25 protein-coding genes are annotated in these 26,289 nt (G+C 64.3%); 13 read left to right on the plus strand and 12 right to left on the minus strand.

Going from position 1 to position 26,289, the window contains the following annotated elements; genetic code table 11:
• Positions 1–165 precede the first annotated feature (165 nt).
• The gene (locus BUB23_RS10140; protein WP_073102982.1) at positions 166–1,038 is read left to right on the plus strand and encodes an MOSC domain-containing protein; all 873 of its coding nucleotides are present in this window, start codon (positions 166–168) and stop codon (positions 1,036–1,038) included.
• A 26-nt stretch (positions 1,039–1,064) separates the two neighbouring features.
• On the opposite strand, the gene BUB23_RS10145 is transcribed toward BUB23_RS10140, so the two are convergent.
• The 10 genes from BUB23_RS10145 to dinB form a co-directional block, all read right to left on the minus strand.
• Positions 1,065–1,895, minus strand: coding sequence for a GntR family transcriptional regulator (locus BUB23_RS10145; protein ID WP_073102983.1), 831 nt, complete (start codon positions 1,893–1,895; stop codon positions 1,065–1,067).
• A 28-nt stretch (positions 1,896–1,923) separates the two neighbouring features.
• Positions 1,924–2,946, minus strand: coding sequence for an ABC transporter substrate-binding protein (locus tag BUB23_RS10150; RefSeq protein WP_084135934.1), 1,023 nt, complete (start codon positions 2,944–2,946; stop codon positions 1,924–1,926).
• A gap of 39 nt (positions 2,947–2,985) precedes the next feature.
• On the minus strand, positions 2,986–3,750 hold the full coding sequence (locus BUB23_RS10155; RefSeq protein ID WP_073102985.1) for an ABC transporter permease: 765 nt from the start codon (positions 3,748–3,750) through the stop codon (positions 2,986–2,988).
• Positions 3,747–4,577: an ABC transporter ATP-binding protein gene (locus tag BUB23_RS10160; protein WP_073102986.1), complete on the minus strand. Its 831-nt coding sequence runs from the start codon at positions 4,575–4,577 to the stop codon at positions 3,747–3,749. The genes BUB23_RS10155 and BUB23_RS10160 overlap by 4 nt, the downstream gene beginning before the upstream one ends.
• Entirely contained in the window at positions 4,570–5,886 is a 1,317-nt protein-coding gene (locus tag BUB23_RS10165; RefSeq protein ID WP_073102987.1) for a 3-isopropylmalate dehydratase large subunit, read from the minus strand. Before BUB23_RS10165 ends, BUB23_RS10160 begins: the two co-directional genes overlap by 8 nt.
• Positions 5,883–6,398 carry a LeuD/DmdB family oxidoreductase small subunit gene (locus BUB23_RS10170; RefSeq protein ID WP_073102988.1) on the minus strand — a complete coding sequence of 172 codons (516 nt, stop codon included), beginning with the start codon at positions 6,396–6,398 and terminating at the stop codon, positions 5,883–5,885. Before BUB23_RS10170 ends, BUB23_RS10165 begins: the two co-directional genes overlap by 4 nt.
• 4 nt (positions 6,399–6,402) lie before the next feature.
• Positions 6,403–7,002 (minus strand): carboxymuconolactone decarboxylase family protein, encoded by a 600-nt coding sequence (locus tag BUB23_RS10175; protein ID WP_073102989.1) that lies wholly within the window; start codon positions 7,000–7,002, stop codon positions 6,403–6,405.
• A 141-nt stretch (positions 7,003–7,143) separates the two neighbouring features.
• On the minus strand, positions 7,144–7,806 hold the full coding sequence (locus tag BUB23_RS10180; protein WP_073102990.1) for an amino acid ABC transporter permease: 663 nt from the start codon (positions 7,804–7,806) through the stop codon (positions 7,144–7,146).
• 3 nt (positions 7,807–7,809) lie between these two features.
• Entirely contained in the window at positions 7,810–8,619 is an 810-nt protein-coding gene (locus tag BUB23_RS10185) for a transporter substrate-binding domain-containing protein (protein WP_073102991.1), read from the minus strand.
• Positions 8,620–8,820: 201 nt separating this feature from the next.
• On the minus strand, positions 8,821–9,996 hold the full coding sequence (gene dinB, locus BUB23_RS10190; RefSeq protein ID WP_073102992.1) for a DNA polymerase IV: 1,176 nt from the start codon (positions 9,994–9,996) through the stop codon (positions 8,821–8,823).
• Positions 9,997–10,265: 269 nt separating this feature from the next.
• Here dinB and BUB23_RS10195 point away from each other — a divergent pair, with 269 nt between their 5' ends.
• The 11 genes from BUB23_RS10195 (at position 10,266) to BUB23_RS10245 (ending at position 23,366) form a co-directional block, all read left to right on the plus strand.
• Positions 10,266–11,582, plus strand: a complete 1,317-nt coding sequence (locus tag BUB23_RS10195) for a CmpA/NrtA family ABC transporter substrate-binding protein (RefSeq protein ID WP_073102993.1) — start codon at positions 10,266–10,268, stop codon at positions 11,580–11,582.
• Between the two features lie 20 nt (positions 11,583–11,602).
• Positions 11,603–12,424, plus strand: coding sequence for a nitrate ABC transporter permease (ntrB, locus tag BUB23_RS10200; protein ID WP_425439537.1), 822 nt, complete (start codon positions 11,603–11,605; stop codon positions 12,422–12,424).
• Positions 12,425–12,428: 4 nt separating this feature from the next.
• Complete coding sequence (locus BUB23_RS10205) at positions 12,429–13,289, plus strand: ABC transporter ATP-binding protein (RefSeq protein ID WP_084135936.1); 861 nt, start codon at positions 12,429–12,431, stop codon at positions 13,287–13,289.
• Positions 13,286–15,718: a nitrite reductase large subunit NirB gene (gene nirB / locus BUB23_RS10210; RefSeq protein ID WP_073102995.1), complete on the plus strand. Its 2,433-nt coding sequence runs from the start codon at positions 13,286–13,288 to the stop codon at positions 15,716–15,718. Before BUB23_RS10205 ends, nirB begins: the two co-directional genes overlap by 4 nt.
• Before the next feature lie 8 nt (positions 15,719–15,726).
• On the plus strand, positions 15,727–16,068 hold the full coding sequence (gene nirD / locus BUB23_RS10215) for a nitrite reductase small subunit NirD (protein ID WP_073103113.1): 342 nt from the start codon (positions 15,727–15,729) through the stop codon (positions 16,066–16,068).
• Positions 16,069–16,075: 7 nt separating this feature from the next.
• Entirely contained in the window at positions 16,076–18,811 is a 2,736-nt protein-coding gene (locus tag BUB23_RS10220; RefSeq protein WP_073102996.1) for a nitrate reductase, read from the plus strand.
• The gene (gene cobA, locus BUB23_RS10225) at positions 18,808–19,605 is read left to right on the plus strand and encodes a uroporphyrinogen-III C-methyltransferase (RefSeq protein WP_073102997.1); all 798 of its coding nucleotides are present in this window, start codon (positions 18,808–18,810) and stop codon (positions 19,603–19,605) included. The genes BUB23_RS10220 and cobA overlap by 4 nt, the downstream gene beginning before the upstream one ends.
• Positions 19,606–19,776: 171 nt before the next feature.
• On the plus strand, positions 19,777–20,409 hold the full coding sequence (gene yfcF, locus BUB23_RS10230; protein ID WP_073102998.1) for a glutathione transferase: 633 nt from the start codon (positions 19,777–19,779) through the stop codon (positions 20,407–20,409).
• Positions 20,410–20,482: 73 nt separating this feature from the next.
• On the plus strand, positions 20,483–20,737 hold the full coding sequence (locus BUB23_RS10235) for a heavy-metal-associated domain-containing protein (protein ID WP_073102999.1): 255 nt from the start codon (positions 20,483–20,485) through the stop codon (positions 20,735–20,737).
• Positions 20,697–21,326 carry a DNA-3-methyladenine glycosylase I gene (locus BUB23_RS10240; RefSeq protein WP_073103000.1) on the plus strand — a complete coding sequence of 210 codons (630 nt, stop codon included), beginning with the start codon at positions 20,697–20,699 and terminating at the stop codon, positions 21,324–21,326. Before BUB23_RS10235 ends, BUB23_RS10240 begins: the two co-directional genes overlap by 41 nt.
• A 123-nt stretch (positions 21,327–21,449) precedes the next feature.
• Positions 21,450–23,366: a diguanylate cyclase gene (locus tag BUB23_RS10245; protein WP_084135937.1), complete on the plus strand. Its 1,917-nt coding sequence runs from the start codon at positions 21,450–21,452 to the stop codon at positions 23,364–23,366.
• 109 nt (positions 23,367–23,475) lie between these two features.
• Here BUB23_RS10245 and BUB23_RS10250 read toward each other — a convergent pair whose 3' ends face one another.
• Positions 23,476–24,378 carry a LysR family transcriptional regulator gene (locus tag BUB23_RS10250; protein ID WP_073103114.1) on the minus strand — a complete coding sequence of 301 codons (903 nt, stop codon included), beginning with the start codon at positions 24,376–24,378 and terminating at the stop codon, positions 23,476–23,478.
• A gap of 242 nt (positions 24,379–24,620) precedes the next feature.
• Here BUB23_RS10250 and BUB23_RS10255 point away from each other — a divergent pair, with 242 nt between their 5' ends.
• Positions 24,621–25,376 (plus strand): sulfite exporter TauE/SafE family protein, encoded by a 756-nt coding sequence (locus tag BUB23_RS10255; RefSeq protein ID WP_073103002.1) that lies wholly within the window; start codon positions 24,621–24,623, stop codon positions 25,374–25,376.
• Positions 25,377–25,400: 24 nt separating this feature from the next.
• Here the strand turns inward: BUB23_RS10255 and kdsA are convergent, their stop codons facing one another.
• Positions 25,401–26,249, minus strand: a complete 849-nt coding sequence (gene kdsA / locus BUB23_RS10260) for a 3-deoxy-8-phosphooctulonate synthase (RefSeq protein ID WP_178372295.1) — start codon at positions 26,247–26,249, stop codon at positions 25,401–25,403.
• Between the last annotated feature and the right edge of the window lie 40 nt (positions 26,250–26,289).

Raw genomic sequence — 26,289 nt, forward strand, 5'->3', positions numbered from 1 at the left:
TTCAAAAGAAGAGGCGACCGCAGCAAATGCTGCGAGACGCAAATTTTAGCGCAGTAGGCCAGCCGGCGCCCCGCAGCCGCTTCCATGGCTGCAGGCCGGATCAGGCAGGCGCTATTATGTGCCATATGCGCCACAATTCCGGCCAGCCATCGCCACTGCCAGCCCATGACTATCACCATCCTGAGTTTACACAGCTATCCAGTCAAATCCTGCGCCGGTCTCGACCACAGCCGGATCGGCCTGAGCGAAGCCGGTGTTTCGCTCGACCGGCAATGGGTGATCGTGGACCGGCAAGGCGTTTTCATGACGCAGCGCCAATATGCCAGGATGGCGCTCATACAGCCGGGCGTGGGCGGCGGCGCGCTGACCCTGGACGCCCCCGGCATGCCGGCCCTGGCCCTCGTCCCGGCCGCCGACAGTCCCGAGCCGCCGCCGGTTTCCGTGCGCATCTGGGGCAGCGATACGCTGGGCCTGGATGAAGGCGACACCGCGGCGCAATGGCTGAGCCAGTTCCTGGGCGCGCCATGCCGCCTGTTGCGCGTGCACCCTCGGGCGCAGCGCATGGCCAGCCGGGACCATGTCAATGCGTGGCGCCGCAAGCATAAGGACTGGGCGCCTGAATTTCCGGCGCAACACCAGTTCGGTTTTGCCGACGGCTTTCCTTTCCTGGTCGCCAGCCAGGACTCGCTGGACGAACTGAACCGGCAATTGCGGGCCAAAGGGCAGGCGGCCGTTCCCATGAACCGCTTTCGCCCCAACATCGTGCTGCAGGGCCTGGATGCCTACGAGGAGGATTATCTTGCCAGCATGCGCATAGGCGCCATGGAATTCGCCTTCGTCAAACGCTGCGCCCGCTGCCCCATACCGAATATCGACCAGGCCACCGCCGTGTCGGCCCCCGAGCCGGGCCTTACCCTGGCCGCTCACCGCCGCTTTGCCGAGGGTGTGCTCTTTGGCGTGAACGCGGTCGTCGCCGGCGCGCACGCCGGCGCCGTGCTGAGCGTCGGCGACCAGGCCGTAGCCAATTTCGATATCTGATCGCAGCGATTCGCCGGCCTTACGGCTCAGGCAATCTTCATCTCGGTTTCAAAGCAGAACTGGTACGAAGGGCCAAGGAAAGAGACCGAGCTGTACATCAGCGGGGTGGAGTGGGCGCCATAATAAGAGGTTTCGCGCACGAGCACCGGCGTGCCGGGCGGGACGCCCAGCAGCTCGATAATTTCCTCGCCGGCCAGCTCGCTGCGAACCGCGTTGACGCAGCGTATGGTGCCGGCCTGCGCCCAGCGCCGCAACAACAGGAAAATGCTGCTGCCGGTAAGCAGCTTCTCGTCAAGCATTTCGGCATAGCGCGCGGGGATGTAGCGGTCTTCCAGGCTGATAGGCCGCCCCGACAGCGACCGCACCCGGCGGATACGCCTGAGCCCGGCGCGGTCGGCGGCGTCGAAGACGCCGACAAGGCGCGATGGCGCGGGCATCTGGATGTTCTCCAGCACCCGGAACGTTACCGTGCGGCCTTTGGCGCGCATATCTTCTTCAAAGACATGGGTGATGTCGTGCTCGATGCGCGCATTCTGGACAAAGGTGCCGCGCCCTCTTTCCCGGCGTATCAACCCCTGGGCGCTGAGTTCCGCCATCGCCTGGCGGACTGTAGGACGGCTGACGCGGAAGAATTCCAGGCATTGATTTTCGGAGGGCAGGCAAGTGCCGACCGCGAGATCCCCCGCCTGGCGGATGTATGCCGCGAATTTCTCCGCCAATTGCACATACAGCGGCACCGGCAAGCCTTCGTCGAGATCGCCCAAAAGCGTCAAGTCGAGCGCCGACGCGGCGCCGCGCGCCCGCGGCGCGCGCTTGGCGCGGCGCCGCGCACCTGGCGTTACTGAAGAATCCACCATTGATATATGCAGTGAGGAAGGCCAGTGCCTAGTTGACGCCAGCCGCCTTGAGGTATTGAAGTTCAAACACGTCGGAGGGCTGTGGCGCGGGATCCTGGATGGCCTTGTTGGCCAGCAGAAGCTTCATGTTTTTTTCTATCATATCAGGCTTGAGCGCGGGCCGGAAAGTATGTTCCTGTTTCGCAATGCTGGCGCGCAAGGTGCCGGCGTCCGTATCGGGAAATACCCGCTGGGCGATCTGCACCAGTTCTTCGAGATGCTGCGCATCGCGGATGAAGCCCTGCGCCTTGACAATGGCCTTCACCACTTTGGCCGCGGCCTGCGGATGGCTTTCCAGATAGGCCGGGCTGGACTGCAGCGTCACGTAAGCCATATCCTTGAATACATCCGGTCCCTGCCCGCGGGTGATGTCGACGACGTATTGCCATTGCCCGCTGCCCTCGACCGCTATCGTTTGCCACGGTTCCACGAACAGCGCGGCATCCAGCTCGCCGGCCTGGGCGGCGGCCAGGACTTTATCGTAGCCGCTGACGGGAATCAGCGTGGCGTCCTTGTCGGGATCCAGCCCCGCATCCTGCAGAATGTACCTCAGGGCCATGTCCGCATAGCCGCCCCGCGACAAGGTGGCGATGCGCGCGCCTTTCAGGCTGCGCACATCCGGCTTGCCCGGGTGGCCGGCGAGCCAGCTCTCATGAACCGCCAACGCCCCGCTGAAGTCCGACTGCAGATTCAGGATGGTCTTGACCCCCACGCCGCGCTTGTTGACCTTCAACTGGTTTTCGAACGACGCGGCCACCAGGTCTATCGATCCGCCCAGCAGCGCGGCCGTGGCCGGCGGGCCGCCGCGAAAGAAGGAGATCTCCACATCGAGCCCCTCTTCCTTGAAATAGCCTTTCTGGTCGGCGACATACAAAGGCAGGGAAAAAAGCGAACGCACCGAACTGCCTATGCGCACTTTCGCGCCGGCATCGGCGCTGGCGCTGGCCGGCAGCGCCGCGCTGATCGCGACGGCGGCGGCTATCATCAATACTTTCAAAGTCTTCAACGACATGACACACCCTAAAAAGAAAACAGGAAAAAAGCCGGAAAATCAGATATTGACCGCCCGCCAGCGCAGCAGATGGGCGCTGAGCGCCACAATGCAGCGGTCGGCGGCGAACGCAAAGGCCATCAGCACCGCCAGGGGCGCGAACATGCCGGTAATGTCGAAGGCTCCGCTGGCCACGTCCAGCATGTAGCCGATGCCCGCCTGGGCCGAAATGAACTCCCCCACGATTGCGCCGATGATAGACAGCGACACCGCCGCGCGCACCGACGACAATATCCAGGGCAGCGCGTTAGGCATCAGCAGCTTGTGGAACAGCTGCCAGCGCGTCGCGCCCAGCATGCGCATGACGTGCACCAGCACCTGATCGACCGACCTGATGCCCTCGTAGGTATTGAGCATGACCGGAACGACCACCAGCGAAAAAGCCAGCAGGAACTTGGATGCGAAGCCTATGCCCACGTACAGCACCAGGATGGGACCCAGCGCGACCCTCGGCAGGCTATTCAGGGCGATCACGAACGGCTCGAGCGTCGGCCCGGCGCGCCGGCTCACGCCCAGCAGCAGGCCCAGCGCCGCGCCGGCCACCACCCCCGCGGCCAATCCCGTGAAAGCTTCGCCCAGCGTCACCGCCAAATGCAGCCACAGCTCCCCGCCCCTTATTTGCTGGACGATACGCGCAGCGATGCGGCCGGGGCTGCTGACCCAGAATTCGCTCGCCCACCCCAGGGCGACCGCGGCCTCCCAGAAGCCCAGGGTAGCCAGGGCCAGGGCCAGGCGCAGGATGGCAACGGAACGCAGCGCCGTCATTTGGCCGCTCCCCGCGGCGAATCCGATCCGGGCCGCAAGTCGTTCCATATCTGCCGCCACAAGCGGCCGTACTGCGGCGAAGCGCGCAGCGCGACGATGTGCCGCGGACGATCGAATGGCACATCGTATTCGCGCACAATGCGCCCCGGCCGGCCCGACATGACCAGTATCCTGTCGGCCATGCACAGGGCTTCGTCCAGATCGTGGGTTACCAGGAGGACCGTGCGCCGGTCCTGTTCCCAGAACTCCAGGAAGCTGTCCTGGACCAGCAGCTTGGTTTGCGCATCCAGCGCGCCGAACGGTTCGTCCATCAACAGCACCTCGGGATCGGTCGCCAGGGTGCGGGCCAGCCCGGCCCGCTGGCGCATGCCGCCAGACAGCTCGGCGGGATAGCGGTTTTCATATCCGGCAAGCCCCACCTTGCGCAGCAGATCCAGAGCCTTGCCGCGCCGCAAGGCGCGCGGCATCCCTTTGAGTTCCAGCCCTATTTCTATATTGCGCACCACGGTGCGCCACGGCAGCAAGCCATGCGACTGGAACATATAGCCGATACCCGGCAGAATGGCGTCGACCGGCCGCCCTCCGACCCGCAGCTTCCCTCCCGCCCGCGCATCGATGAGCCCCGCGATCGCATTCAGCACCGTGCTTTTGCCGCAGCCGCTCGGGCCGACCAGCGCCACGAATTCGCCGCGGCCGACATGCAGGGACAAATCGTCCAGCACAGGCGCTTCGGTTTCGTTCTTTCCGAAAGAGATCCTCAAATCTTCGATCACGATCAGGGGATCCTGCCGCGGCCGCTCGGCCGCGGCGGCGCTGCTGTCACGCATGGCTGCTCCTTTCCCGGTTCGAAGGGCGCCGCGCCGCGCCGGCTTGCAAATAAGGGCGCGGATCGGCTATCCGCCCCTCCAGCGCGCTGGCGGCCGCGGTAGCGGGGCTGCAAAGGAATATCTCGGCGTTTTTGTTCCCCATGCGCCCCGGCGCATTACGGTTCGAGGTGGAAAGGCAGCGCTCGCCGTCGGCGAGGGCCCCCTGGTGGCTGCCCGCGCAGATCGCGCAGCCGCTGGGCAAAAGCGTAGCGCCCGCTTCCAGCAGGATCTGCATGTCGCCGCTGCGCGTAATATGCGTGGCGACGTCGCGCGAAGCCGGGACGACCAGCAGGCGTATCCCCGGATGAACGGTTTTTCCCGCCAGGATGCGCGCCGCGATGGCGAGGTCATCCGCCCGCGCATTGGTGCACGAGCCTATGAATATCTGGTCGATTCTTTCCCCTTGCACGGCGCTTACCGGCACACCCCTGTCTTCCATTCCCGGCAGGGCGACCATGGGTTCGATCTGGCCCAGGTCGAAGCGCAGCGTGCGCGCATATTCGGCATCGCCGTCCGCGGACACCGGTTCATAGGGCGCCCGGACGCGGCCCCGCAGGAAATTCCCGGTGACCTCGTCGAACGGAAAAATCGCCGCCTTGGCGCCGATTTCCGCCGACATATTGCATAAGGTGAAGCGCTCCGAAATCGACAAGTGCGCGGCGGCCGGACCGTGGTATTCCAGCACCTGATAGAGCCCGCCCAACACCCCGACCTGGCGCACGATATCCAGCATCAGGTCCTTGGCGTATACGCCAGGATTGAATCGCCCCGAAAGAATGACCTTGATCGTTTCCGGAACGCGAAACCAGAGCTTGCCCGTCGCCCAGAGAAAACCCATCTCGGTTTCCCCCGTCGCCAAACCCAGCGCGCCAACGGCGCCGGCGGAGCAGGCATGCGAATCATTGGCGACCGCCAGCGACCCCGGGACAACCCAGCCGCGCTCCAGCATCACCTGGTGCGCGATTCCGGTGCCCACTTCGTAGAAGGCCGCCAGGTTCTGCTCATGCGCGAATTCCCTGATTTTTTTGAGCTTGTTGGCCTGGCTCGCCGTGTCGGGCGGAATGCCGTGATCCAGGCATATGGCGATGCGGTCCGGATGCGCGACGCCGGCGGCCCCCATTTGTTCAAGGGCCTCGATGGCAAAATGCGCATAATCGTGCGAATAGCTGAAGTCCGGCAGCGCCTGGACGATCTGCCCCACCCGGGCCGAGGGCAGGCCGCCGCTGCGGGCCAGGATTTTCTGGGCGATGGTCGATCCTGCGCCGCTCATGAGCCACCCTGGCGCAATAATTCGGGCCGCTGGCGCGCGTAGCCTATCAGGCCGCCGGCCCGCAGCACGTCCAGGACGAAGTCGGGAATGGGCGCGAATCGCCAGTTCCGCGCCAAGCCCTCGATGCGCCCATCGGCCAGGAGTATGCGCAAATAGCTTCCTTCCTCGACATCGGCATAGACATCAGGCGCCTCGACGACCAGGATGCCGTTGTTGATCGCGTTGCGGTAGAACATGCGCGCGAAGGGTCCGCCTATCAATGCTTTGACGCCGGCGGCCGCCAGGGCCCTGGCCGGGGATTCCCGCCCCGTGCCGTAGCCGAACGCCGGACCCGCGCATAGTATCGGCCGTTGACGCACGCGCCGGTTCACTTCCGCCCCCAGCTCCGATAAAACCTGTTCGGCCATTTCGGGCCCGGGAAGAAACGAATGGCGCGAAGGCAGGATGGTATCGCCGGATATCGAATCGCCAAGACGCGTCACGGTCCCCTCGATGCTGAAAGAATCTTTCACTCTATTACCTGTTGACGTTTTCGCCGTAGAACGGCGAGGGCACGTATTCCCGCGGCCAGTTCTCGCCATCTTCGAAAGGCGCCACGCCTACGGCGTGGCGCGCCATGCCGGACTCGAGCATCGCCATGGACACGATCTCGGCCACGCCGAGGTCTGTCACGCCATGCCGCCGCAAGGCGTTGAAGTCCTGCTCATCGGTGCCTTCGTTGAAGGCCACTTTCCTGGCGAAGCGCAGGATGGACTTGGTCTTTTCATCCAGCACCTGCGAATTCTCGAAATCGAGGATCTCCTGGACATCCTCGGCCGTCAGGCCGAAGTGCTCGATCAAATGCGTCTGGTGATTGTTGATGCAGCGCGGGCAGTCGACCTCCGCGGCGCACACCAGAGAGATCGAATTCAGCGTGGTTTGCGGAAGGTCGCCTTGCTTCATCTGCAGGCGCTTGGTCAGGCCCCACCAATGCGTCAGCAAGTCGATGTCGAGCGCGAAGAAGCCCCAAGTCGGGGTCAGGAATTTATCGCCTTTGGTTTGGCGTATATCTTCGAAAATCGCGTGAACTTCGGGACTCGCGTGTTGCGGTTTGGTGAGCGTTACCTTGTTTGCCATGTGCCTCTCCTGGATAGCGGGATGTCTGCCGGAGATCGATTTATCTCCGGTCCATGAGAGGCAGAATATATTAAGTTGTAAGGACAACCTAATATTTTTACGCTATGTCCTTATTGCCGGTGCGGGCTGGGAAGCCGAGCTTCAAACAGTGCGCGCGCTGCGCCCGAAGTGCTTTTCGAGGCGGCGCTGCACGTGCTCCAGGCACAGGCTGAGCATCCAGTAAATGCCCGCGGCGGCCAAATACAGGGGCAGCGGCTGGAAGGTCGTGGCAATGACGTCCTTGGTGGCCAGCAGCAGTTCGGTGACCGTGATCACCGACACCAGCGACGTGTCCTTGATCAGGCTGATCAGGGTGTTGCTCATGGACGGGACGGCCAGGCGCAAGGCCTGCGGCATCACGACGTAGTAAAGGTTCTGCCAGTAGTTCAGCCCCAGGCTGTAGCCGGCCGACCATTGCCCTTGCGCGACACCCAGGATGGCGCCGCGCAGGCTTTCGGAAATATAAGCGCCGGCGTTCAGGCTCAGCGCCAGCACCCCCGCCGTCAGCGGCTCGAAAGAGATGCCTATGCTGGGCAGGCCGTAATAGATGATAAACACCTGCACCAGCAAGGGCGTGCCGCGCATCATGCTGACATATAGCGCGGCCGGCGCCCGGAACCCGCGGTTGGGCACAATGCGCGCCACGGCAAGCGCGAATCCCACCAGCAATCCACCGAACATGGCGGCGAAGGCGAAGACCAGTGTATAGCCTGTTCCCTTCAGCAGAATGGGAGCAGCCAGGGCCATCAGTTCGATGAAATCCATGGTTTATTTCGGCTTCTGCACCTTGCTGACATCGATGCCGAACCATTTGGCGGATATCCTGGCGAACTCGCCATCGGCAAAGGAGTCTTCCAGCGCCTTGTCCAGCGCGGCCTTGAACTCGGGGTTGCCCTTCTTGAAGGGTATGCCGTTGAACTTGGGCTCGCCCACGATGGCGCCGCCCTGGATGGGAATATTGGATGTCTTGACCAGGTAGGCCGTCATCAATTGGTCATTGAGGGCGGCGTCGACACGCTTGCTGACCAGGTCGGACAGGTATTCCGGAGCGCCGGGATAGCTCTTTACCTCGACGCCTTCCTGGGCCTTGGCCAGCGCTTCGTAATTGCTGCCTTGCGAGACGCCCAGCTTTTTACCTTTCAGATCGGCAAAGCTCTTGTATTGGCTGCCATCGTTCTTGCGCAGTATCAATTGCGGGCTGGAGGCCACGTAGGGCACCGAGAAATCGAAGGTCTTCTCGCGTTCGGCGGTGATGCCCACCTGGTTGAGAATGACATCGAATTTGCCGGAACTCAGGCCGGCCAGTATGCCGCTCCATTCGGTCTTGACGAATTGAACCTTCACGCCCAATTTGCCGGCGATGAGCTTGGCCACGTCGATATCGAAGCCATCGAGCTCCTTGGTTTTGGTATCGACGAAGTTGAAGGGCGGGTAAGTCCCTTCCACGCCGACGATCAAGACGCCGCGCTCCTTTACCGTATCGAGCAGATCGGCGCCATGGGCGCCGCCGGCGGCCAGCGTTGAAAAAGCCGTAATACCAGCGGCAAGCAAGCCGCGCACAAAACGAGAAAGTTCCATTTTTATCTGCCTAGAATCAGTGACGGCGGAAGCAGGCGGGAGCCGCCCAAAAGGGAGCCGGCGCCTGCTTCTGCCCGGATCACCATGCTAACAAGCTTCCCTGTGTTTTATAACTACTGGATTATTACTTATACATTACCAAAAGTGATATGTTAAATAAAATTAGAACAATTACGTTATTAGAGTGCGGCGCGCCAATCGCTAATACAAGCTGAGCTGGCGAGGTTCCTGCGGCTCCGCGTCAGCAGCCTGCCCGGCCGGCAGCAGGCTGCTGACGCGCACCCCCAGCAAGCGTATTTTGTGATCCAGCGCGATCCGTTTCAGGCACAAGCCCGCGGCGCGATGTATGGCGGCGGCGTCGGCCGTGTGGACGGGCAGGGTCAGGTCGCGCGTCACGGTGCGGAAATTGTCGAAACGCAGCTTGATGCCTATGGTGCGCCCGACATAAGCCTTGCGCAGCAAGTCCGCCTCGAGCTGGGCGCACAGCCGCACAAACACTTCGGACAGGGCGGCGCGATCCCGCTGCACATGCAGGTCGCGTTCAAAGGTGGTCTCGCGGCTGATGGACTTGGGCTCCGAATGGGTGACGACCCGGCGGCCATCGATGCCGTGCGCCACATCGAGCAGCCAGCGCGCATAGGTCAGGCCGAAGTGGTTCTGCAGCAGATCGGCGGGCGCCGCCGCCAGGTCGGCGATGGTGAGTATGCCTATGGCCGCCAGCTTGGCATTGGCCTTGGGCCCTATGCCATTGACTTTGCCCACCGGCAGGGGCCAGATGCGCCGCTGCAGGTCGCCGGGGCCGATGATGGTCAGGCCATCCGGCTTGTCGAGTTCCGAGGCTATCTTGGACAACAGCTTGTTCGGTGAAATGCCGATGGAACATGACAGGCCAGTGGCTTGCGCCACCGCGGACTTGAGCCGCAGCGCCAATTCCCGCGCGCCCCCGGGGATATCGGTAAGGTCGATGTAGATTTCATCGATGCCGCGGTCTTCGATGCAGGGGGCGACATCCGCCACCGCCGCCTTGAACAGGCGCGAGTATTGGCGATACGCCGCAAAATCGACCGGCAGCAAGACCGCCTCGGGCGCAAGCTGCGCGGCTTTCATCATGCCCATGGCCGAAAACACGCCCAAGGCGCGCGCCTCGTAGGTGGAGGTGGTGACCACGCCGCGCCCGGCATAGCCGCGCAAACGGGAATACACGCGCGTGCCATCGGCCAGCGTCCGGGGCTGCGTATTGCGGCCTCCGCCTATGACCACCGGCAGGCCGCGCAGTTCGGGATAACGCAAAAGCTCCACCGACGCATAGAACGCATCCATATCAAGATGCGCGATGCGGCGTTCAGCGGTAGGGGCGGCGGGCGGCTCGGAGTCCATGGCGGGGCAGGCTGTACAAATACACAGCGGATTATAAAGCAGCGCGCCGCACAACTTTAGTGCACTGCACAATCGGCTTGCCCGTTCGGGGTGCAGGCGCGCTGCCCCAGCGGCTTGCAGCGCGGCGCCGGCCCGCCCCGCTCCGTCCTCCGCCCGTCAAAAAAGATGGCACAGTATTTGCGTAGTCCTGTGGTAGACACCCGCCTCATTGCCGCAGCGCGCTGCCGCGGCGGGGGCCTCCCAGCCACGCTTCTTTATATGGACCGCACATGAAATCCGCCGACAAGACTACCCTTGCCACTGCCACCGCCGTTGCCGCGCCTGACGGCTTGACCCCGCCAGCCAGCGCGCAGCGGCGGGTCTGGATGGGCAACACGGCCAAGGCGGTCGCCGGCCTGGGCCTGATGTCGCTGGTCGATCCGCTGATACGCGCGGGAGCGTGGGCGGCGGGTTCCGATGCGCCCGAGAAAGCGGAAGTGAAAATCGGCTTCATCCCCCTGACGGACTGCGCTTCTGTCGTCATGGCATCGGTCATGGGCTTCGACAAGAAGCATGGCGTAAAGATCATTCCCACCAAAGAAGCGTCGTGGGCCGGCGTGCGGGAAAAGCTGTCTAATGGCGACCTGGACCTGGCGCATGTCCTTTACGGCCTGATATACGGCATGCAGCTGGGCCTGGCGGGCGCCAGGCAAGACATGGCGGTCCTGATGAACCTGAATCAGAACGGCCAGGGCATTACGCTGTCCAGGCAGTTGCGCGAAGCCGGCGTCATCGATGGCGAATCGCTGCAAAAGAAAATGGCCGGCGACCCGCGCCAGTACACCTTCGCCCATACATTTCCCACCGGCACCCATGCCATGTGGCTGTACTACTGGCTGGCCAGCCACGGCATCGACCCGCTCGCCATGCGCACTGTCACGGTGCCTCCGCCGCAAATGGTGGCCAATATGCGCATCGGCAACATCGACGGATTCTGCGTGGGCGAGCCCTGGAACGCCCGCGCCATCATCGACCAGCTGGGCTTTACCGCGGCGACATCCCAGGACATCTGGACCGACCATCCCGAAAAGGTGCTGGGCACGCGGCTGGAATTCGTGCAGCAGCATCCCAACACGGCGCGGGCCGTGACGGCGGCCATCCTGGAAGCCGGGCAATGGATAGACAGCTCGCCCGCCAATATCCGCAAGACGGCGCAAACCATAGCCGCCAAATCCTATGTCAATACGGATGTAGACACCATCGTCGGCCGCATGCTGGGCCAGTACGACAACGGGCTGGGCAAGTCGTGGGCCGACAAACACCCCATGCGCTTCTACGGGGACGGCGCGGCCAATTTTCCCTACCTGAGCGATGGCATGTGGTTCCTGACCCAGCACAAGCGCTGGGGCCTGAGCAAGACCCATCCCGACTATCTCGCCGTGGCCGGCCAGGTCAACCGCATCGATATCTACAAGCAGGCAGCGCAGGCCGCGGGCACGGCCCTTCCCGCCAGCGAAACCCGCTCCAGCACCCTGCTTGACGGCGTGGTGTGGGATGGCAGCGATCCGGCCGGGTACGCCGACGGCTTCAAGATCAAAGCCCCATAAAAGGAAAGCATATGAGCACGATGGCTGCACGTCTTACGGCATTCGTACGCGGGGAAAGCTGGCGCGACAGGATGGAGCGCATCGCCAGCGCCAGCGCCGGACCGGTCATAGGCTTTGCCCTGCTGCTGGTGGTCTGGAAAATCATTTCCCTGAAAGTGGCCGAGATCCCCGGCCCCGAACCCACGCTGCTGGCCGCCGTGGAGCTGTTCAAGGACCCTTTCTACGACAACGGCCCGAACGATGTCGGCATAGGCTGGAATATCCTGGCCTCGCTGGGGCGCGTGGCGCTGGGCTTCGCCCTGGCCGCCGCCATCGGCATCCCCACCGGCTTCCTGATCGGCCGCGTGCCGGCGCTCAACGCCATATGCTCTCCGGTCATCAGCCTGCTTCGGCCGGTCTCGCCGCTGGCCTGGCTGCCGCTGGGCCTGCTGCTGTTCAAGGCCGCCAACCCGGCGGCCATCTGGGCCATTTTCATCTGTTCGATATGGCCCATGATCATCAACACCGCCGAAGGCGTCAGGCGCGTGCCGCAAGACTACCTGAACGTCGCGCGCGTGCTGGACTTGTCCGAGTGGAAGGTCTTCACCCGCATCCTCCTGCCATCGGTCTTGCCTTACGTGATGACCGGCGTGCGGCTGTCCATAGGCACCGCATGGCTGGTCATCGTGGCCGCCGAAATGCTGACCGGCGGCACCGGGCTGGGCTTCTGGCTATGGGACGAATGGAACAACCTGAATGTGCAGAACATCCTGATCGCCGTGCTGGTCATAGGCGTGGTCGGGCTGGCGCTGGACCTTATCCTGCTCGCCCTGGCCAGGCGCCTGGACCATACCGAGGCTTGAAACCATGGAAAAATTCGTACGCATCGAATACGTCGGGCAAACCTTCCCGTCGAAGAAGGGCGATTTCATTGCCCTGCGCGACATCAACCTGGACATACGCAAAGGTGAATTCGTTTCCCTGATCGGGCACTCGGGCTGCGGCAAGTCCACCCTGCTGAACCTGATTGCCGGCATCACCACGCCGACCACAGGCGTGCTGCTGTGCGCCGAAAAGGAAATCAAGGGGCCCGGCCCCGACCGCGCGGTGGTTTTCCAGAACCATTCGCTGCTGCCGTGGCTGACCTGCTTCCAGAACGTGTTCCTGGCCGTGGAACGCGTCTTTTCGGCCACCGAAAGCACCGGGCAGCTCAAGGCCAGGACGGCCGCCGCGCTGAATCTGGTGGGTTTGCGCCATGCACAGCATAAATTCCCCAAGGAGATCTCGGGCGGCATGAAGCAGCGCGTGGGCATCGCGCGCGCCCTGGCCATCGAACCCAAGGTATTGCTGCTGGACGAACCCTTCGGCGCGCTCGATTCCCTGACGCGGGCGCACCTGCAGGATGAACTGCTGCGCATTGTGGCCAGCACCGCGACCACGGCCGTCATGGTGACGCACGATGTCGACGAGGCGGTGCTGCTGTCGGATCGCATCGTGATGCTGACCAACGGCCCGGCCGCCACCATAGGAGAAATCCTGCCGGTAAAGCTCGCCCGCCCGCGCCATCGCCTGGATCTGCTCGACGACCCCGAATACGCCTCGTGCCGCGCGGCGGTCCTGGGCTTTCTGCACCAGCGCCATCGCCCAGCGGGCGCCGCTGGCGGCGCCGGCGGCAGCCCCCGCTCCGACTCGGAACAAGCACAACTCTTGGTTGACACCACATCATGAAAAAACTCAAACTCGTCGTCGTCGGCAACGGCATGGCCGGCATCCGGACACTGGAAGAGCTGCTCAAGCTGGATCCCGATCTGTACGAGATCACCGTGTTCGGCTCCGAACCGTATCCCAACTACAACCGCATCCTGCTGTCGCCCGTATTGACGGGCGAACAAACCATCCAGGACATCATCCTGAACGACACCAGCTGGTACGAGGAAAACGGCATCGCGCTGCGCTTGAATTGCACTGTCACGCAAATCAACCGCGCCCGCAAGGAAGTCATCGCCGACGACGGCACGGTGGCCAAGTACGACCGCCTGCTGCTGGCCACGGGCTCGAATCCCTTCATCCTGCCAGTGCCCGGCAAGGACCTGAAAGGCGTCATCACGTTTCGCGACATCCGCGATGTCAACCTGATGATAGACGCCTCCACCAGGCTCAGGCATGCCGTGGTGATCGGCGGCGGCCTGCTGGGGCTGGAAGCGGCCAACGGCCTGGCTGTGCGCGGCATGAAGGTTTGCGTCGTGCATCTGGGCTCGACGCTGCTGGACCGCCAGCTGGACGGCGCCGCGGCCAGGCTGCTGCAGAAGAACCTGGAAGGCCGCGGGCTGGAATTCCTGATGGACCACCAGACCGAAGCCATCGTCGGCGACGACGCAGGCGCAGTCAAAGCCATACGGTTCAAGGACGGCACCGAACTGGCCACCGACCTGGTCGTGATGGCCGTGGGCATACGGCCCAATACGGACCTGGCGGAGCGGGCCGGCATCTATACCGAGCGCGGCATCATCGTCAACGATACGCTGCAAACCTATGATCCCAGCATTTACGCGGTGGGCGAATGCGTCAGCCATCGCGGCATGGCTTACGGGCTGGTCGCGCCCTTGTTCGAGCAGGCCAAGGTCGCCGCCAACCACCTGGCGTTCCACGGCATAGGCAGATATTCCGGCAGCACCATCTCCACCAAGCTGAAAGTCACGGGTATCGATGTGTTTTCGGCCGGCGACTTCACCGGCAATGCCGACACCGAAGCCATCACGCTGGCCGACCCGGTGGGCGGCGTGTACAAGAAACTGGTCATCAAGGACGACAAGCTGATAGGCGCCTGCCTGTATGGCGACACGGTGGACGGCGCCTGGTATTTCCGCCTGATCCGCGAAGGCAAGTCCATCGCCGAGCTGCGCGAACACTTGATGTTCGGCGAAGGCTCGATAGGCGACACCGGCCACTCGGGCGAGAACAGCATTGCCGGCATGCCGGACTCCACCGAGATCTGCGGCTGCAATGGAGTGTGCAAAGGCACCATCGTCAAGGCCATACGCGAGAAAGGCCTGTTCACCGTGGACGAGGTCAGGAAGCACACCAAGGCGTCGAGTTCCTGCGGGTCCTGCACCGGCCTGGTCGAGCAGATCCTGATCAGCTGCGTGGGCGGGGCGGCCGACATCAAGCCCAAATCGGAAAAGCCGCTGTGCCCCTGCACCGACTACACCCATGGCGAGATCCGCAAGGCCATCAAGGACCAGCACCTGACTTCCATCCCTGGCGCCATGCGCTTCCTGGAATGGCGCACGGCGGACGGCTGCTCCACCTGCCGCCCGGCCCTGAACTACTACCTCATGTCCACCTGGCCGGGCGAAGCCAAGGACGACAGCCAGTCGCGCCTGATCAATGAACGCGCGCACGCCAATATCCAGAAGGACGGCACCTATTCGGTGGTGCCGCGCATGTGGGGCGGCGTCACCAACCCGTCCGAATTGCGCCGCATCGCCGACGTGGCCGACAAATACCACGTGCCCATGGTCAAGGTCACCGGCGGGCAGCGCATCGATTTGCTGGGGATCAAAAAGGAAGACCTGCCGGGCGTCTGGAAGGACCTGGACATGCCTTCCGGCCATGCCTACGGCAAAAGCCTGCGCACCGTCAAGACCTGCGTAGGCAAAGAGTTCTGCCGCTACGGCACACAGGACTCGACCGGCATGGGCATCGCCCTGGAGAAGGACCTGGTCGGCATGTGGAGCCCGCACAAAGTCAAGCTGGCCGTGTCCGGCTGCCCGCGCAACTGCGCCGAATCCGGCATCAAGGACATAGGCATAATCGCCGTGGATTCCGGCTGGGAATTGTACGTGGGCGGCAATGGCGGCATCAAGACGGAAGTCGCCCAATTCTTCGTCAAGGTCCAGACCCCCGAAGAAGTCCTGGAGTACACCGGCGCCTTCCTGCAGCTGTACCGCGAGGAGGCCTTTTACCTGGAACGCACCTGCCACTACTTGAGCCGTGTCGGCCTGGACCACGCCAAGGCGCGCGTGATCGAAGATCCCGCCAATCGCGCCGAGCTGTATGCGCGCCTGAAGTTCGCCCTGTCGTTCGAAAAAGACCCGTGGGCCGAACGCACCGAGCCCACGCCCGCGCGCCGCGAATTTGAAACCCTTACCGCATGAAGACTGCCATGAACTCATACAGTGTGATCCAGGAATGGACCGCCATTTGCCGCGTCGAAGACATTCCGAAACTGGGCTCGCGCGTGCTGCGGCAGGCGGGCGCCGACGACATCGCCGTGTTCCGCGCCTCGGACGACCATATCTTTGCCGTGGTCGACCGCTGCCCCCACAAAGGCGGCCCCTTGTCCGCCGGACTGGTGCACGGCCACGCGGTGACCTGCCCGCTGCATGGCTGGAACATCAATCTGGAAAGCGGCCAGGCCCAGGCGCCCGATGAAGGCTGCGCCCACAAGGTGGCGGTCAAGGTCGAGGCCGGCCAGGTGTATCTGAACCTGTCCGCGCAAGGCTGAAGCCGTCATGGACAGCACCGCCGCTCCTGCGCCAGCCACCGCCGGTCGCGCCGCAAGCCCGCGCGTCCTGGCCTCGATTTGCTGCTACTGCGGCACCGGCTGCGGCGTGAAAATCGAGACGGACGGCGATCGCGTGCTGAAAGTCAGCGGCGATGAGCAGCACCCCTCCAGCCTGGGCAAGCTGTGCAGCAAGGGCCTGGCCCTGGGCGCGACGGTGCGCGGCGACAGCAGCCGGGTCTTGTCGGCGCAATGGCGCAGCGGCAGAGGCGAGCCGCGCCACGATATTGCCATGGACCAGGCCTGCGACATCGCCGCAGCCAGGCTGGCGCAGGCCATCGCCGCGCACGGCCCCGACGCCATCGGCTTTTATCTGTCCGGGCAGTTGCTGACCGAAGACTATGCCGTGTTCAACAAGCTTGCGCGCGCGCTGGTGGGCACCAACAATATCGACACCAACTCGCGCCTGTGCATGTCCAGCGCGGTGTCGGGCTATAAGCTCACCCTGGGCGCCGATGCGCCCCCCGCCTGCTACGACGACCTGGATCATGCCGACACCGTCCTGATCGCCGGCTCCAACATGGCTTACGCGCACCCCGTGCTGTTTCGCCGGCTCGAAGCCGCCAAGGCGCGCAAGCCCGGCATGAAGATCATCGTGGTCGATCCGCGCCGCACGGACACCTGCGATATCGCCGACCTGCACCTGGCGATCGCGCCAGGCAGCGACGTGGCGCTGTTCCACGCCATGCTGAATGTCATGGTGTGGGACGGCCTGGTCGACCTCGATTACATCGCCCGCCATACCGAGGGCTACGCCCCCCTCAAGGAACGCATCCATGAATTCACGCCCCAGTCCGTCCAGGAGATCTGCGGCGTGCCGGCCGCGGACATCATCCAGTGCGCCCGCTGGTTTGGCGCTGCCGGGTCGGCGCTGTCGCTCTATACCATGGGCCTGAACCAATCCAGCAGCGGCACGGCCAAGAACGCCGCGCTGATACACTTGCACCTGGCCACCGGCCAGATAGGCAAGAAGGGGGCGGGGCCCTTTTCCCTTACCGGCCAGCCCAACGCCATGGGCGGCCGCGAAGCGGGCGGGATGGCGACGCTGCTGCCGGGCCACCGCGACCCGGGCAATGCGCGGCATAGGGCCGAAATCGCCAGCCTGTGGAAGGTGGACAGCCTGCCCGAAACGCCCGGCCATACCGCCATCGACATGTTCGACGCGGTGCTCGCCGGCAAGATCAAGGTGCTGTGGATCGCCGCCACCAACCCGGCGCAATCCATGCCCGACCAGGCCAGGGTGCGCGCCGCCCTCGAGGCCGCGGAATTCGTCATTGTGCAAGAGGCCTACGCCAATACCGAAACCCTGGCCTACGCCGACCTGGTCCTGCCGGCGGCCACCTGGCCGGAAAAGGACGGCACCGTCACCAATTCGGAACGGCGCATCAGCCGTGTGCGCGCCGCCATCCGGCCGCCCGGCGACGCCCTGCCGGACTGGCAACTGGCATGCCGCGTCGCGCGCGGGCTGGCCCGGCGCATCGCCCCGGCAAAGTCCGGCCTGTTCGACTACCGCGGGGTATCGGAAATCTTCGCCGAACACGCCCGCAGCACGGCGGGTCGCGACCTGGACTACAGCGCGCTGGACTATGCCACGCTGGAGGCCGACGGCCCGCAGCAATGGCCCTACAAGGCATCCACCCGCGAGCCGCTGCGGCTGTACGCGGATGGCGTCTTTCCAACGGCCAGCGGCCGCGCCCGGTTTCTGGACGTCGGCTATGTGCCTGTCGCCGAGCCCGTTTCCGCCCATTATCCCCTGCGGCTGAGCACGGGGCGCCTGCGCGACCAATGGCACACCATGAGCCGCAGCGGCCTGGTCCCGGCCCTGACCCGCCATGCCGAGGAGCCCTTCGTCTATCTGCATCCGGGCGACATCCAGCGCTACAAGATCGGCGACGGCGCGCTGGTCCGGATCAAGACCAGGCGAGGCCAGATCGTGCTGCCGGCCATGGGCGACGACAGCCTGAAACCCGGGCATGCCTGGCTGCCCATGCACTGGGGCAGCGGCTTCATCGCCGGCGACGGCGTGAACGCGCTGGCCAATAGCGCGCGCGACCCGATTTCACACCAGCCCGAACTCAAGCACAGCGCGGCGGCCATCGAAGTGCTGAAATACGAATGGCAGGCGAGCGCCTGGGTGCGCGGCTCCATTCCCGTGCTGCGCCAGCGGCTGGCCAGGTGGCTGGCCCTGTTCCCGTATGCGGTGCTGATGCCAACCGCCATCGGCGGGGAAGGGCTGCGCCTGCGCCTGGCCAGCCCCCGGAAAGTCAGCGCCGCCGTGCTGGCGGAACTGGCGCGGGACCTGCGGCTGGACGAGGCCGACCTGGCCTTTGACGACCCGGCGCGCGGCATCCTGCGGCGCATACTGCGGCGCGACGGACAGGTGGCCGCCTACCTGCTGGCGGGCGACACGCGCGCCCAGGATGCCTTGCTGCAGTGGATAGACAGCGGGGTGGCGCCCCCAAGCATCGCGCAGGTGCTGATGGGGCGCGCCCAGGCAGCCGCCCGCGCGCAAGTGATATGCGCATGCGAAAACGTCAGCGACCTGGCCATCAACAGCGCCATCGACGCCGGCCAGCAGTTGGAGCAGCTCAAGGCCACGCTGAAATGCGGCACCGCCTGCGGATCCTGCGTGCCGCAAATCAAGCGCATGATCCAGCGCCGCAACACCATGGAGCTACCAGCATGAATCCTGCCACGTCAACACGCGCGCCCCGGCCGGCGGGCAAGGTATGGCTGATAGGCGCCGGACCGGGCGATGCCGAACTCTTGACGCTCAAAGCGGCGCGAGTGCTCGGGGAATGCACCATATGGCTGGTCGACGACCTGGTCGGCCCGGGCATCCTGGAGATGGCCCCGGCGCGCACCCGCATCGTCAAAGTCGGCAAGCGCGGCGGCTGCGCTTCCACGCCGCAGGAATTCATCCTGCGGCTGATGGCCCGGTACGCGAGGGCCGGCCATACCGTCGCGCGGCTCAAAGGCGGCGACCCCTTCATCTTCGGCCGCGGCGGGGAAGAAATGGCCTGGCTCAATAGCCGCGGCATCCAGGTCGAAAGCGTCAGCGGGATCACCGCCGGCCTGGCCGTCGGCGGCGCGTTGGGCCTGCCCCTTACGCACCGCGGGGTGTCGCGCGGCGTCAGCCTGGTAACGGCCCATACGGTCGATGGCGCCAGCCCCGATTGGCGCGCGCTGGCGCGCAGCGGCCTGACGATAGTCTGCTACATGGGCATGAGCCGCGCCGACAAGCTCGCCGCCGAGCTGATGGCCGCCGGCTTCCCCGCCGCCTTGCCGGTAGCGGTGGTCCAGAATGTTTCCTGCGCCTCGCAGCGGCACATCGCCACCACCCTGCAGCACCTGGCCCGCGATATCGAGGCCCATCGCCTGGGCAGCCCGGCCGTGATCGTCCTGGGCGAAGTCGTCGGGCACAGCTTGAGCCTGCCCGGCAGCGCGGCGCAGGCCGATCCCCAGCAACGGTTCGGCTAGGCCGCGCGATGCGTCGCGGCGGACGCATCGCGGCCCGCGGGCTCCGGCGATTATTCCGGACTATTCCGGGCCGGCCCACTATCGCCAGGGCGTTTTTATATCTAAACTATATCGGTTCGGCCAGGGCGCCCCGCCGGGGCATGCCCTCCTACCCCTACCCACAGGAAAGCCATGAACCAGAGCCTGATTCTGTACACCAACCGCCAGCACTCCAGCCCTTATGTCCTGTCGGTCTACGCCACACTGTACGAAAAAGGCCTGCCCTTCGAACTCAAGACCGTGGACCTCGCCACCGGTGAAAACCTGGCGCAGCCCTATAGCCGGCTATCGCTGACCTCGCGCGTTCCCACCCTGACCATCGGGGATTTTTCCCTGTCGGAATCATCGGCGATCATCGAATATCTGGAAGAAGCCTTTCCCCCTCCCGATTTCGCCTCCGTCTTCCCCAACGACCTGCGGCTAAGGGCGCGCGCCCGGCAGATCCAGGCCTGGGTGCGCAGCGACATGGGCATCCTGCGCGAAGAACGGTCCACCGTCGTCATCTACGGCGCCAGGAACCCCAAGCCCTTGTCGGAGCCGGCCCGGCAGGCGGCGGACAAGCTTCTGCGCGCGGCCGACGCTCTTATCGACGAACAGGGCAGCAACCTTTTCGGCGCCTGGTCGATCGCCGACGTCGATTTCTCGGTAATGCTGAACCGGCTATGCGCCAATGGCGACCCGGTGCCCCCGAAAATACGGAAATACGTAGAGCGGCAAGCCGGCCGACCCTGCGTGGAAAAATGGTGGTCGCTTGCGCGAAGCTAAAGATCTATTTAATATGCATCTTTAATGGAAAGGCGCCAGGCTTTCGCCCGCCTCCAGTCACAAGGAAAAAGCGATGCAAATAGGTATGCTCAAACTCGCCGGCATGAAAGACCAGCACTGCGCCAGCAAATTGACCCAGGCGCTCAAGGCGGTCAACGGCGTCAACGACGCCAGCGTATCGCTGGCCGACAGCAAGGCGACCGTCTCTTATGACGAAGACCTGGTGTCCACCCAGCGCCTGCATGTGGCAATCACGGATGCCGGCTACAGCGTGGCCAAGCCGGCTCATGGCGAAGACGGAAACTGCTGCGGCGGTTGCGGCGGCTGAAGTGCGGGGCGCCCCTGTCAAGCGCTGCGGCTGGTGCTCGGACGACCCGGTCTACATCGCCTACCACGATACCGAATGGGGCGTGCCCTCGCGCGATCCGCAGCATCTGTTCGAAATGCTGCTCCTGGAGGGCTTTCAGGCCGGCTTGTCGTGGATCACCGTACTCAAGAAGCGCCCGCGCTACCGGGAAGTCCTGTTCAATTTCGATCCCGCAAAACTCGCGGCCATGAGCGATGACTACATCGACGCGCTCATGCAGGACAGCGGCATCATCCGCAACCGCCTGAAGCTGAAATCCGCCAGGCAGAATGCCCAGGCATGGCTGCGGCTGGACGATCCGGCGGCCTTGATCTGGTCCTTTGTCGGCGGCCGGCCCAAGGTCAACCGCTACCGGCATTACACCGAGGTCCCGGCGGTCGCGCCGGAAGCGGAGCTCATGAGCCGCGCGCTGAAAAAGGCCGGCTTCAATTTCGTCGGTCCGACCATCTGCTACTCCTACCTGCAAGCGGTAGGCTGCATCATGGACCACACCACCGATTGCCATCGATACCCTGCGCTGGCGGCCAAGGAAAGGCAAGCGCAAGCCTGAGGCCTTGGCGCCGGCCGCTGGCCGGCGGGCCGCCGCAGCCACAAAGGTCAAGAAATGACAGGGCCGGCCCGATCGCGGCGGCAAGCGCCGCGCAACGCAGGCATTGGCGGTACCATGCGATAAATGGTCATTGACGTCCCACCCCTAGGTCTTCGCGCTGGCAGAAGGGCAACGAACCGTGCCCTGGCGCAATGGTTCGCGCTCGGTCTTGCGCTGGCCACGCTCGGGGGCGCCATGGGCGTCAACCTCTACCTGGAGCATGGCCGCACGACCGAGCGCGAGCGCGACAGGCTTTCCACGCAGGCGCGCATCATTGCGCAGAACATGGAACTGCAATTGGCCACCGCCAACCGCGCGCTCGAAGGCCTGCTTGGCGACCTGTCGGTCTGGAAAGACTCATACGACCGGCAAACCCATATAAAGTACATAAGGGCCATCGCCAACGCCATGCCGGGCATCCGCTCCATCGGCATCATCGACGCCGACGGAACGCTGCTCGCATCGAACCACATGGGCAATCTGGGCGGCGACTTCAGCCATCGCGAATACTTCCAGGCAAGCAAGCAGCGCCCGGACCGCCAGACCCTATACATCTCGGCGCCATATCAAAGCGCCCTGGGCCCGGATGCCATCAGCATGACGCGGGCCGCCCTGGGGCCGGATGGCGAATTCCGGGGGGTAGTCTATGCCACCCTGGACAGCGACTATTTCCGGACCCTGATGGCATCGGTGCTCTACGCGCCCGACATGTGGGACGCCGCCGCCCATGCCGACGGACGAATGTTCCTGAGCGTGCCGGAGCGCAAAGAGCTGGCCGGCATCGATCTGGCGCGGGCCGGGTCCTTCTTCAGCCGCCATCGGGATAGCGGCAGGCCGATTACCGTGCTCACAGGGAAAGACCTGACAGGCGCCGACATCCAGATGGTCGCCCAGTACACCATACAGCCCGCCGCCCTGAAGATGGACAAGCCGCTGGTCATCGCCGTCGGCCGCCATCTGGACGCGGTTTTCCATTCCTGGAAGCGGGCCGCGCTGCTGCAAAGCGGACTCTATGCGCTGCTTTCCCTGGCGACCCTTCTTGGCTTGCATGCCTACCAGCGCCGCAAGCGCGAATTCGACCGCAAGGAAGCCGTCACCAATGCCGCATTGCGCATCAGTGAAGAAAACTACCGGCTTATTGTGGAGAACACCAAGGATGCGGTCGTCAAGCTGAACGCCGATGGCCTCTATACGTATATCAACCCCGCTTTTTCCAGGCTCTACGGCGTGGACCTGGACAGGCTGCGCGGAAAATATTATTGGCACAATGTCGTGGCGCAGGACCGGCACCTGGCCCACGAATTCTTCGAGCAACTGTTCAGTGCGCCCTACACGGCCACCGCCAGCCTGCGGGAGAATACCGTCGATGGCATACGCTATCTGCACTGGACAGGGCAGGCGCTTGCCGACAGCCGGGGCGAAATCGCCGGCATCATCAGCATCGGACGCGACGTTACCCAGCACATGCAACTGATGACCAGGCTGGAAGAGCAGGCCCAGCAAGACCATCTGACGGGCCTGGCCAACCGCCGACATTTCATGGACATGGGCACTGCCGAACTCGCCCGGGCCCAGCGTTACCAGCGGCCGCTGTCCATGCTGGCGCTCGACATCGACCACTTCAAGAAGATCAACGATACCCATGGACACCAGGCGGGCGATATCGTGCTGCAGGCGTTCAGCGCCATTCTTCTGGATATGCTGCGCGACGTCGATATTGTCGGGCGCATGGGCGGCGAAGAATTCGCCATCATGCTGCCTGAAACAGAGATGCAGACGGCCCTTGGCGTGGCGCAGCGTTTGCGGGCGGCGATAGCCGCCGGCGCGGTGACGCTGAAATCGGGCGCGAAGGTGAGCTTTACCGTGTCGATCGGCGTGGTCACATTGGCCGACGACGCCATTACGCTGGACAGCCTGCTGGACCTGGCCGACACGGCGCTGTACCAGGCCAAGCGTTCAGGCCGCGACAGGGTTTGCGCCGCCGCGATGCCGCGGCAGTAAGGCGCGCGCTCGGCACGCATCTTGCTGCCGGCCATAAAATCCCGAAATGCCCGCATTGCGGCAATACCTCATTCGGCGAGCGAGGGCACGAACCCGGCGACAAATCAAGCTAAAGGGCCGAATCCAAAGCGGGCTCCAGCAGATGCCGCAGCATCTGCTTCACATAGACCGGCAGTTCGTCGGCGCTGCGCACGCACAGCATCAGGTTCCTGGACGCCCACGCATCGGTCAGCGCAAGCCGCTTGATCCCGGCCGACCGGGCGCAGCGCGCGGCCGCCGTTTTCGGAACGACGCCTATGCCTATCCCCTGGCCGACCATTCTGCAGACCGCGTCGATGCTGCGCAGGCGCACCCGGTAGCTGAGCTGCTTGCCCGCCCGGCGCGCATGGTGAGTCACATGTTCCTGCAGCGCGCTGCCTTCGACCAGGCCCACGAAATCGTGATCGGCAACCTGCGCCAGGCTTGCCGACGATAGCTGCGCCAGCTCGTGGCCCTTGGCGACGATGAGGGCCAAGGGATCGCGGCGAAAGGCATACGTTTCCAGCCCCTGAAGGTCGGCGGAGTCGGCCACCACGCCTATGTCGGCCATGCCGGCGCGCAGCGCGTCGGCAATTTCATAGCTCAGCCGCTCTTCCAGATCTATCGATATCCGGGGATGGCGCGTCAAAAATGCGCCGAGGATTTCCGGCAGGTATTCGCTCATCGCGGAAGTATTGCAAAGCAGCCGGACATGGCCCTGGAGCCCCTTGCCGTAGCCGTCGAGCTCGCCGCGCATCCTGTCCATCTGCTGCAGGACCACGCGCGCATGATGCGCCAGGGTCCGGCCGGCCGGCGTCGCCTGGACCCCGCGCCGGTCGCGGACCAGCAGGGCGACGCCCAGGGCTTCTTCCATGCCCTTGATGCGCTCGCTCGCCGATGCCAGCGTCATGTGCGAGCGCTGGGCGCCGGCGGTGATCGTGCCCGCTTCCTGGACATTCAAGAACAAGCGTAGGTCGGTCAGGTCGAAGCGCATGGGAAAAATCATAGCATGGCCTTCCTCAGGCTGAGCCTGAGGAAGGCTTAGAAAGATCCTGATTCCCCTGGCGGCCGCCGCGCCGCAGAATAAGGCTTTCCATGGCTCGAAACCAGGTTTTTCCGGAGAACTGAATATGCAGATACGCCATCATCCGCCGCGCGAAGAGAGGCCGGCGCCGCGCCAGGAAACGGGACCGCGGCGGCGCCGCCTGATTGGCCCCGCCAGGGGGTTGCGCTGACATGCCGGCCGACATCGCGACCGGCCTGTTCGCCCTCGTCGCCGCCGTCTTCGCGCTCGCCGGCCTGGTCAAGGGTGTCGTGGGCCTGGGCCTGCCGACCATTTCCATGGCGCTGCTGGCATTGCTCATGACGCCGGCGCAAGCCGCCGCCCTGCTGCTGGTTCCTTCGCTCATCACCAACCTGTGGCAGGCGCGGCCGCTGCGCCGGCTGGCGCCCCTGCTCAGGCGTATAGGCGGCATGCAGGCCGGCATCGTCGCTGGCACCCTGGCGGGCGCCCTGGCGCTGGGCGCGCCCGCCGGGGCATGGGCCACAGTGTCGCTCGGCGCATCGCTGGTCGCCTATGCCGCATGGGGGCTGTTCGGCGCGCCGCCGGCGCTCGCGCCCGGCAAGGAAAAATGGCTGGGTCCCCTGGCGGGAGCGCTGACCGGTATGGTCACGGCGGCCACCGGCGTGTTCGTGGTGCCGGCGGTGCCCTATTTGCAGGCGCTGGCCCTGGACAGGGACGACCTGATCCAGGCCATGGGAATTTCGTTCACCGTCTCCACGGTGGCGCTGGCCGCCGGGCTGTGGATCAACGACAGCTATTCGGCCGCGACGGCCGGCGCCTCGGTCGTCATGCTGGCGCCCGCCCTGGCCGGCATGTATGCCGGCCAGCTGCTGCGGCGGGCGCTTTCGCCCCGCGTCTTCCGGTATTGTTTCCTGACCAGCCTGGCGATACTTGGCATTTATCAGATCATCGAACAGATCCTGCCGTGACGGCGCCCGGCCGGCGCATGCCGGTCAGGATATATCCAGCGGCGCATAGGACTTGACCAGGCTGTCCAGCGCCTTCAGCTGCGCCAGGAACGGTTCCAGTTTGTCCAGCGGCAAAGCGCTGGGTCCGTCGCATCTGGCGTTGGCGGGATCGGGGTGGGCTTCCAGGAACAGGCCGCCCAGGCCGACCGCCATGCCGGCTCGCGCGAGGTCGACGATCTGGCTCCTGCGCCCGCCCGACGCCTGGCCCAGAGGATCGCGCTGCTGCAAGGCATGGGTGACATCGAAGACTATCGGCCGGTCGCCGCACACCTTCTTCATGACATCGAATCCCAGCATATCGACCACCAGGTTGTCATAGCCGAAGCACGTGCCCCGTTCGCACAGCAACACCCGCTCATTGTCCGCCTGGCCGAATTTTTCGACGATATTGAGCATCTGGCCAGGACTGAGGAATTGGGGCTTCTTGATATTGATGACGCGCTTGGTGCGCGCCAGGGCGACGACGAGGTCCGTTTGGCGCGCCAGGAACGCCGGCAATTGCAGCACATCGGCGACTTCGGCCACCGCCGCCGCCTGCCAGGGCTCGTGGACGTCCGTTATGACCGGCACATCGAAAGCCGCCTTGACCTTCTGGAGGATCCTGAGACCTTCGTCCAGGCCCGGGCCGCGATAGGAGTGGATCGACGATCGGTTCGCCTTGTCGAACGACGCCTTGAACACGTAGGGAATATCCAGCGCCTGGGTGACGCGCTTGTATTCCGCGCAAGCCCGCATGGCCAGGTCTTCGGATTCGAGAACATTGATGCCGCCGAACAGCACGAACGGGAGATGGTTCGCGCAGACGACCTGCTTGGTGATTTCTATCGATTTCATGGAAATGACTTGTTGATGACCGGGTATGACATGCTAGCGC

Source organism: Pollutimonas bauzanensis, assembly GCF_900129885.1.
Taxonomy (GTDB): domain Bacteria; phylum Pseudomonadota; class Gammaproteobacteria; order Burkholderiales; family Burkholderiaceae_B; genus Pollutimonas; species Pollutimonas bauzanensis.

Coding starts and splice junctions, on each gene's coding strand:
- BUB23_RS10220 (WP_073102996.1), top strand. CDS start 16,076: ATGGACAGCACCGCCGCTCCTGCGCCAGCCACCGCCGGTCGCGCCGCA.
- BUB23_RS10150 (WP_084135934.1), bottom strand. CDS start 2,946: ATGTCGTTGAAGACTTTGAAAGTATTGATGATAGCCGCCGCCGTCGCG.
- BUB23_RS10235 (WP_073102999.1), top strand. CDS start 20,483: ATGCAAATAGGTATGCTCAAACTCGCCGGCATGAAAGACCAGCACTGC.
- BUB23_RS10155 (WP_073102985.1), bottom strand. CDS start 3,750: ATGACGGCGCTGCGTTCCGTTGCCATCCTGCGCCTGGCCCTGGCCCTG.
- BUB23_RS10185 (WP_073102991.1), bottom strand. CDS start 8,619: ATGGAACTTTCTCGTTTTGTGCGCGGCTTGCTTGCCGCTGGTATTACG.
- cobA (WP_073102997.1), top strand. CDS start 18,808: ATGAATCCTGCCACGTCAACACGCGCGCCCCGGCCGGCGGGCAAGGTA.
- BUB23_RS10205 (WP_084135936.1), top strand. CDS start 12,429: ATGGAAAAATTCGTACGCATCGAATACGTCGGGCAAACCTTCCCGTCG.
- BUB23_RS10165 (WP_073102987.1), bottom strand. CDS start 5,886: ATGAGCGGCGCAGGATCGACCATCGCCCAGAAAATCCTGGCCCGCAGC.
- BUB23_RS10250 (WP_073103114.1), bottom strand. CDS start 24,378: ATGCGCTTCGACCTGACCGACCTACGCTTGTTCTTGAATGTCCAGGAA.
- BUB23_RS10180 (WP_073102990.1), bottom strand. CDS start 7,806: ATGGATTTCATCGAACTGATGGCCCTGGCTGCTCCCATTCTGCTGAAG.
- BUB23_RS10140 (WP_073102982.1), top strand. CDS start 166: ATGACTATCACCATCCTGAGTTTACACAGCTATCCAGTCAAATCCTGC.
- BUB23_RS10240 (WP_073103000.1), top strand. CDS start 20,697: ATGGCGAAGACGGAAACTGCTGCGGCGGTTGCGGCGGCTGAAGTGCGG.
- BUB23_RS10175 (WP_073102989.1), bottom strand. CDS start 7,002: ATGGCAAACAAGGTAACGCTCACCAAACCGCAACACGCGAGTCCCGAA.
- yfcF (WP_073102998.1), top strand. CDS start 19,777: ATGAACCAGAGCCTGATTCTGTACACCAACCGCCAGCACTCCAGCCCT.
- dinB (WP_073102992.1), bottom strand. CDS start 9,996: ATGGACTCCGAGCCGCCCGCCGCCCCTACCGCTGAACGCCGCATCGCG.
- nirD (WP_073103113.1), top strand. CDS start 15,727: ATGAACTCATACAGTGTGATCCAGGAATGGACCGCCATTTGCCGCGTC.
- BUB23_RS10245 (WP_084135937.1), top strand. CDS start 21,450: ATGGTCATTGACGTCCCACCCCTAGGTCTTCGCGCTGGCAGAAGGGCA.
- BUB23_RS10195 (WP_073102993.1), top strand. CDS start 10,266: ATGAAATCCGCCGACAAGACTACCCTTGCCACTGCCACCGCCGTTGCC.
- BUB23_RS10255 (WP_073103002.1), top strand. CDS start 24,621: ATGCCGGCCGACATCGCGACCGGCCTGTTCGCCCTCGTCGCCGCCGTC.
- nirB (WP_073102995.1), top strand. CDS start 13,286: ATGAAAAAACTCAAACTCGTCGTCGTCGGCAACGGCATGGCCGGCATC.
- ntrB (WP_425439537.1), top strand. CDS start 11,603: ATGGCTGCACGTCTTACGGCATTCGTACGCGGGGAAAGCTGGCGCGAC.
- BUB23_RS10145 (WP_073102983.1), bottom strand. CDS start 1,895: ATGGTGGATTCTTCAGTAACGCCAGGTGCGCGGCGCCGCGCCAAGCGC.
- kdsA (WP_178372295.1), bottom strand. CDS start 26,249: ATGAAATCGATAGAAATCACCAAGCAGGTCGTCTGCGCGAACCATCTC.
- BUB23_RS10160 (WP_073102986.1), bottom strand. CDS start 4,577: ATGCGTGACAGCAGCGCCGCCGCGGCCGAGCGGCCGCGGCAGGATCCC.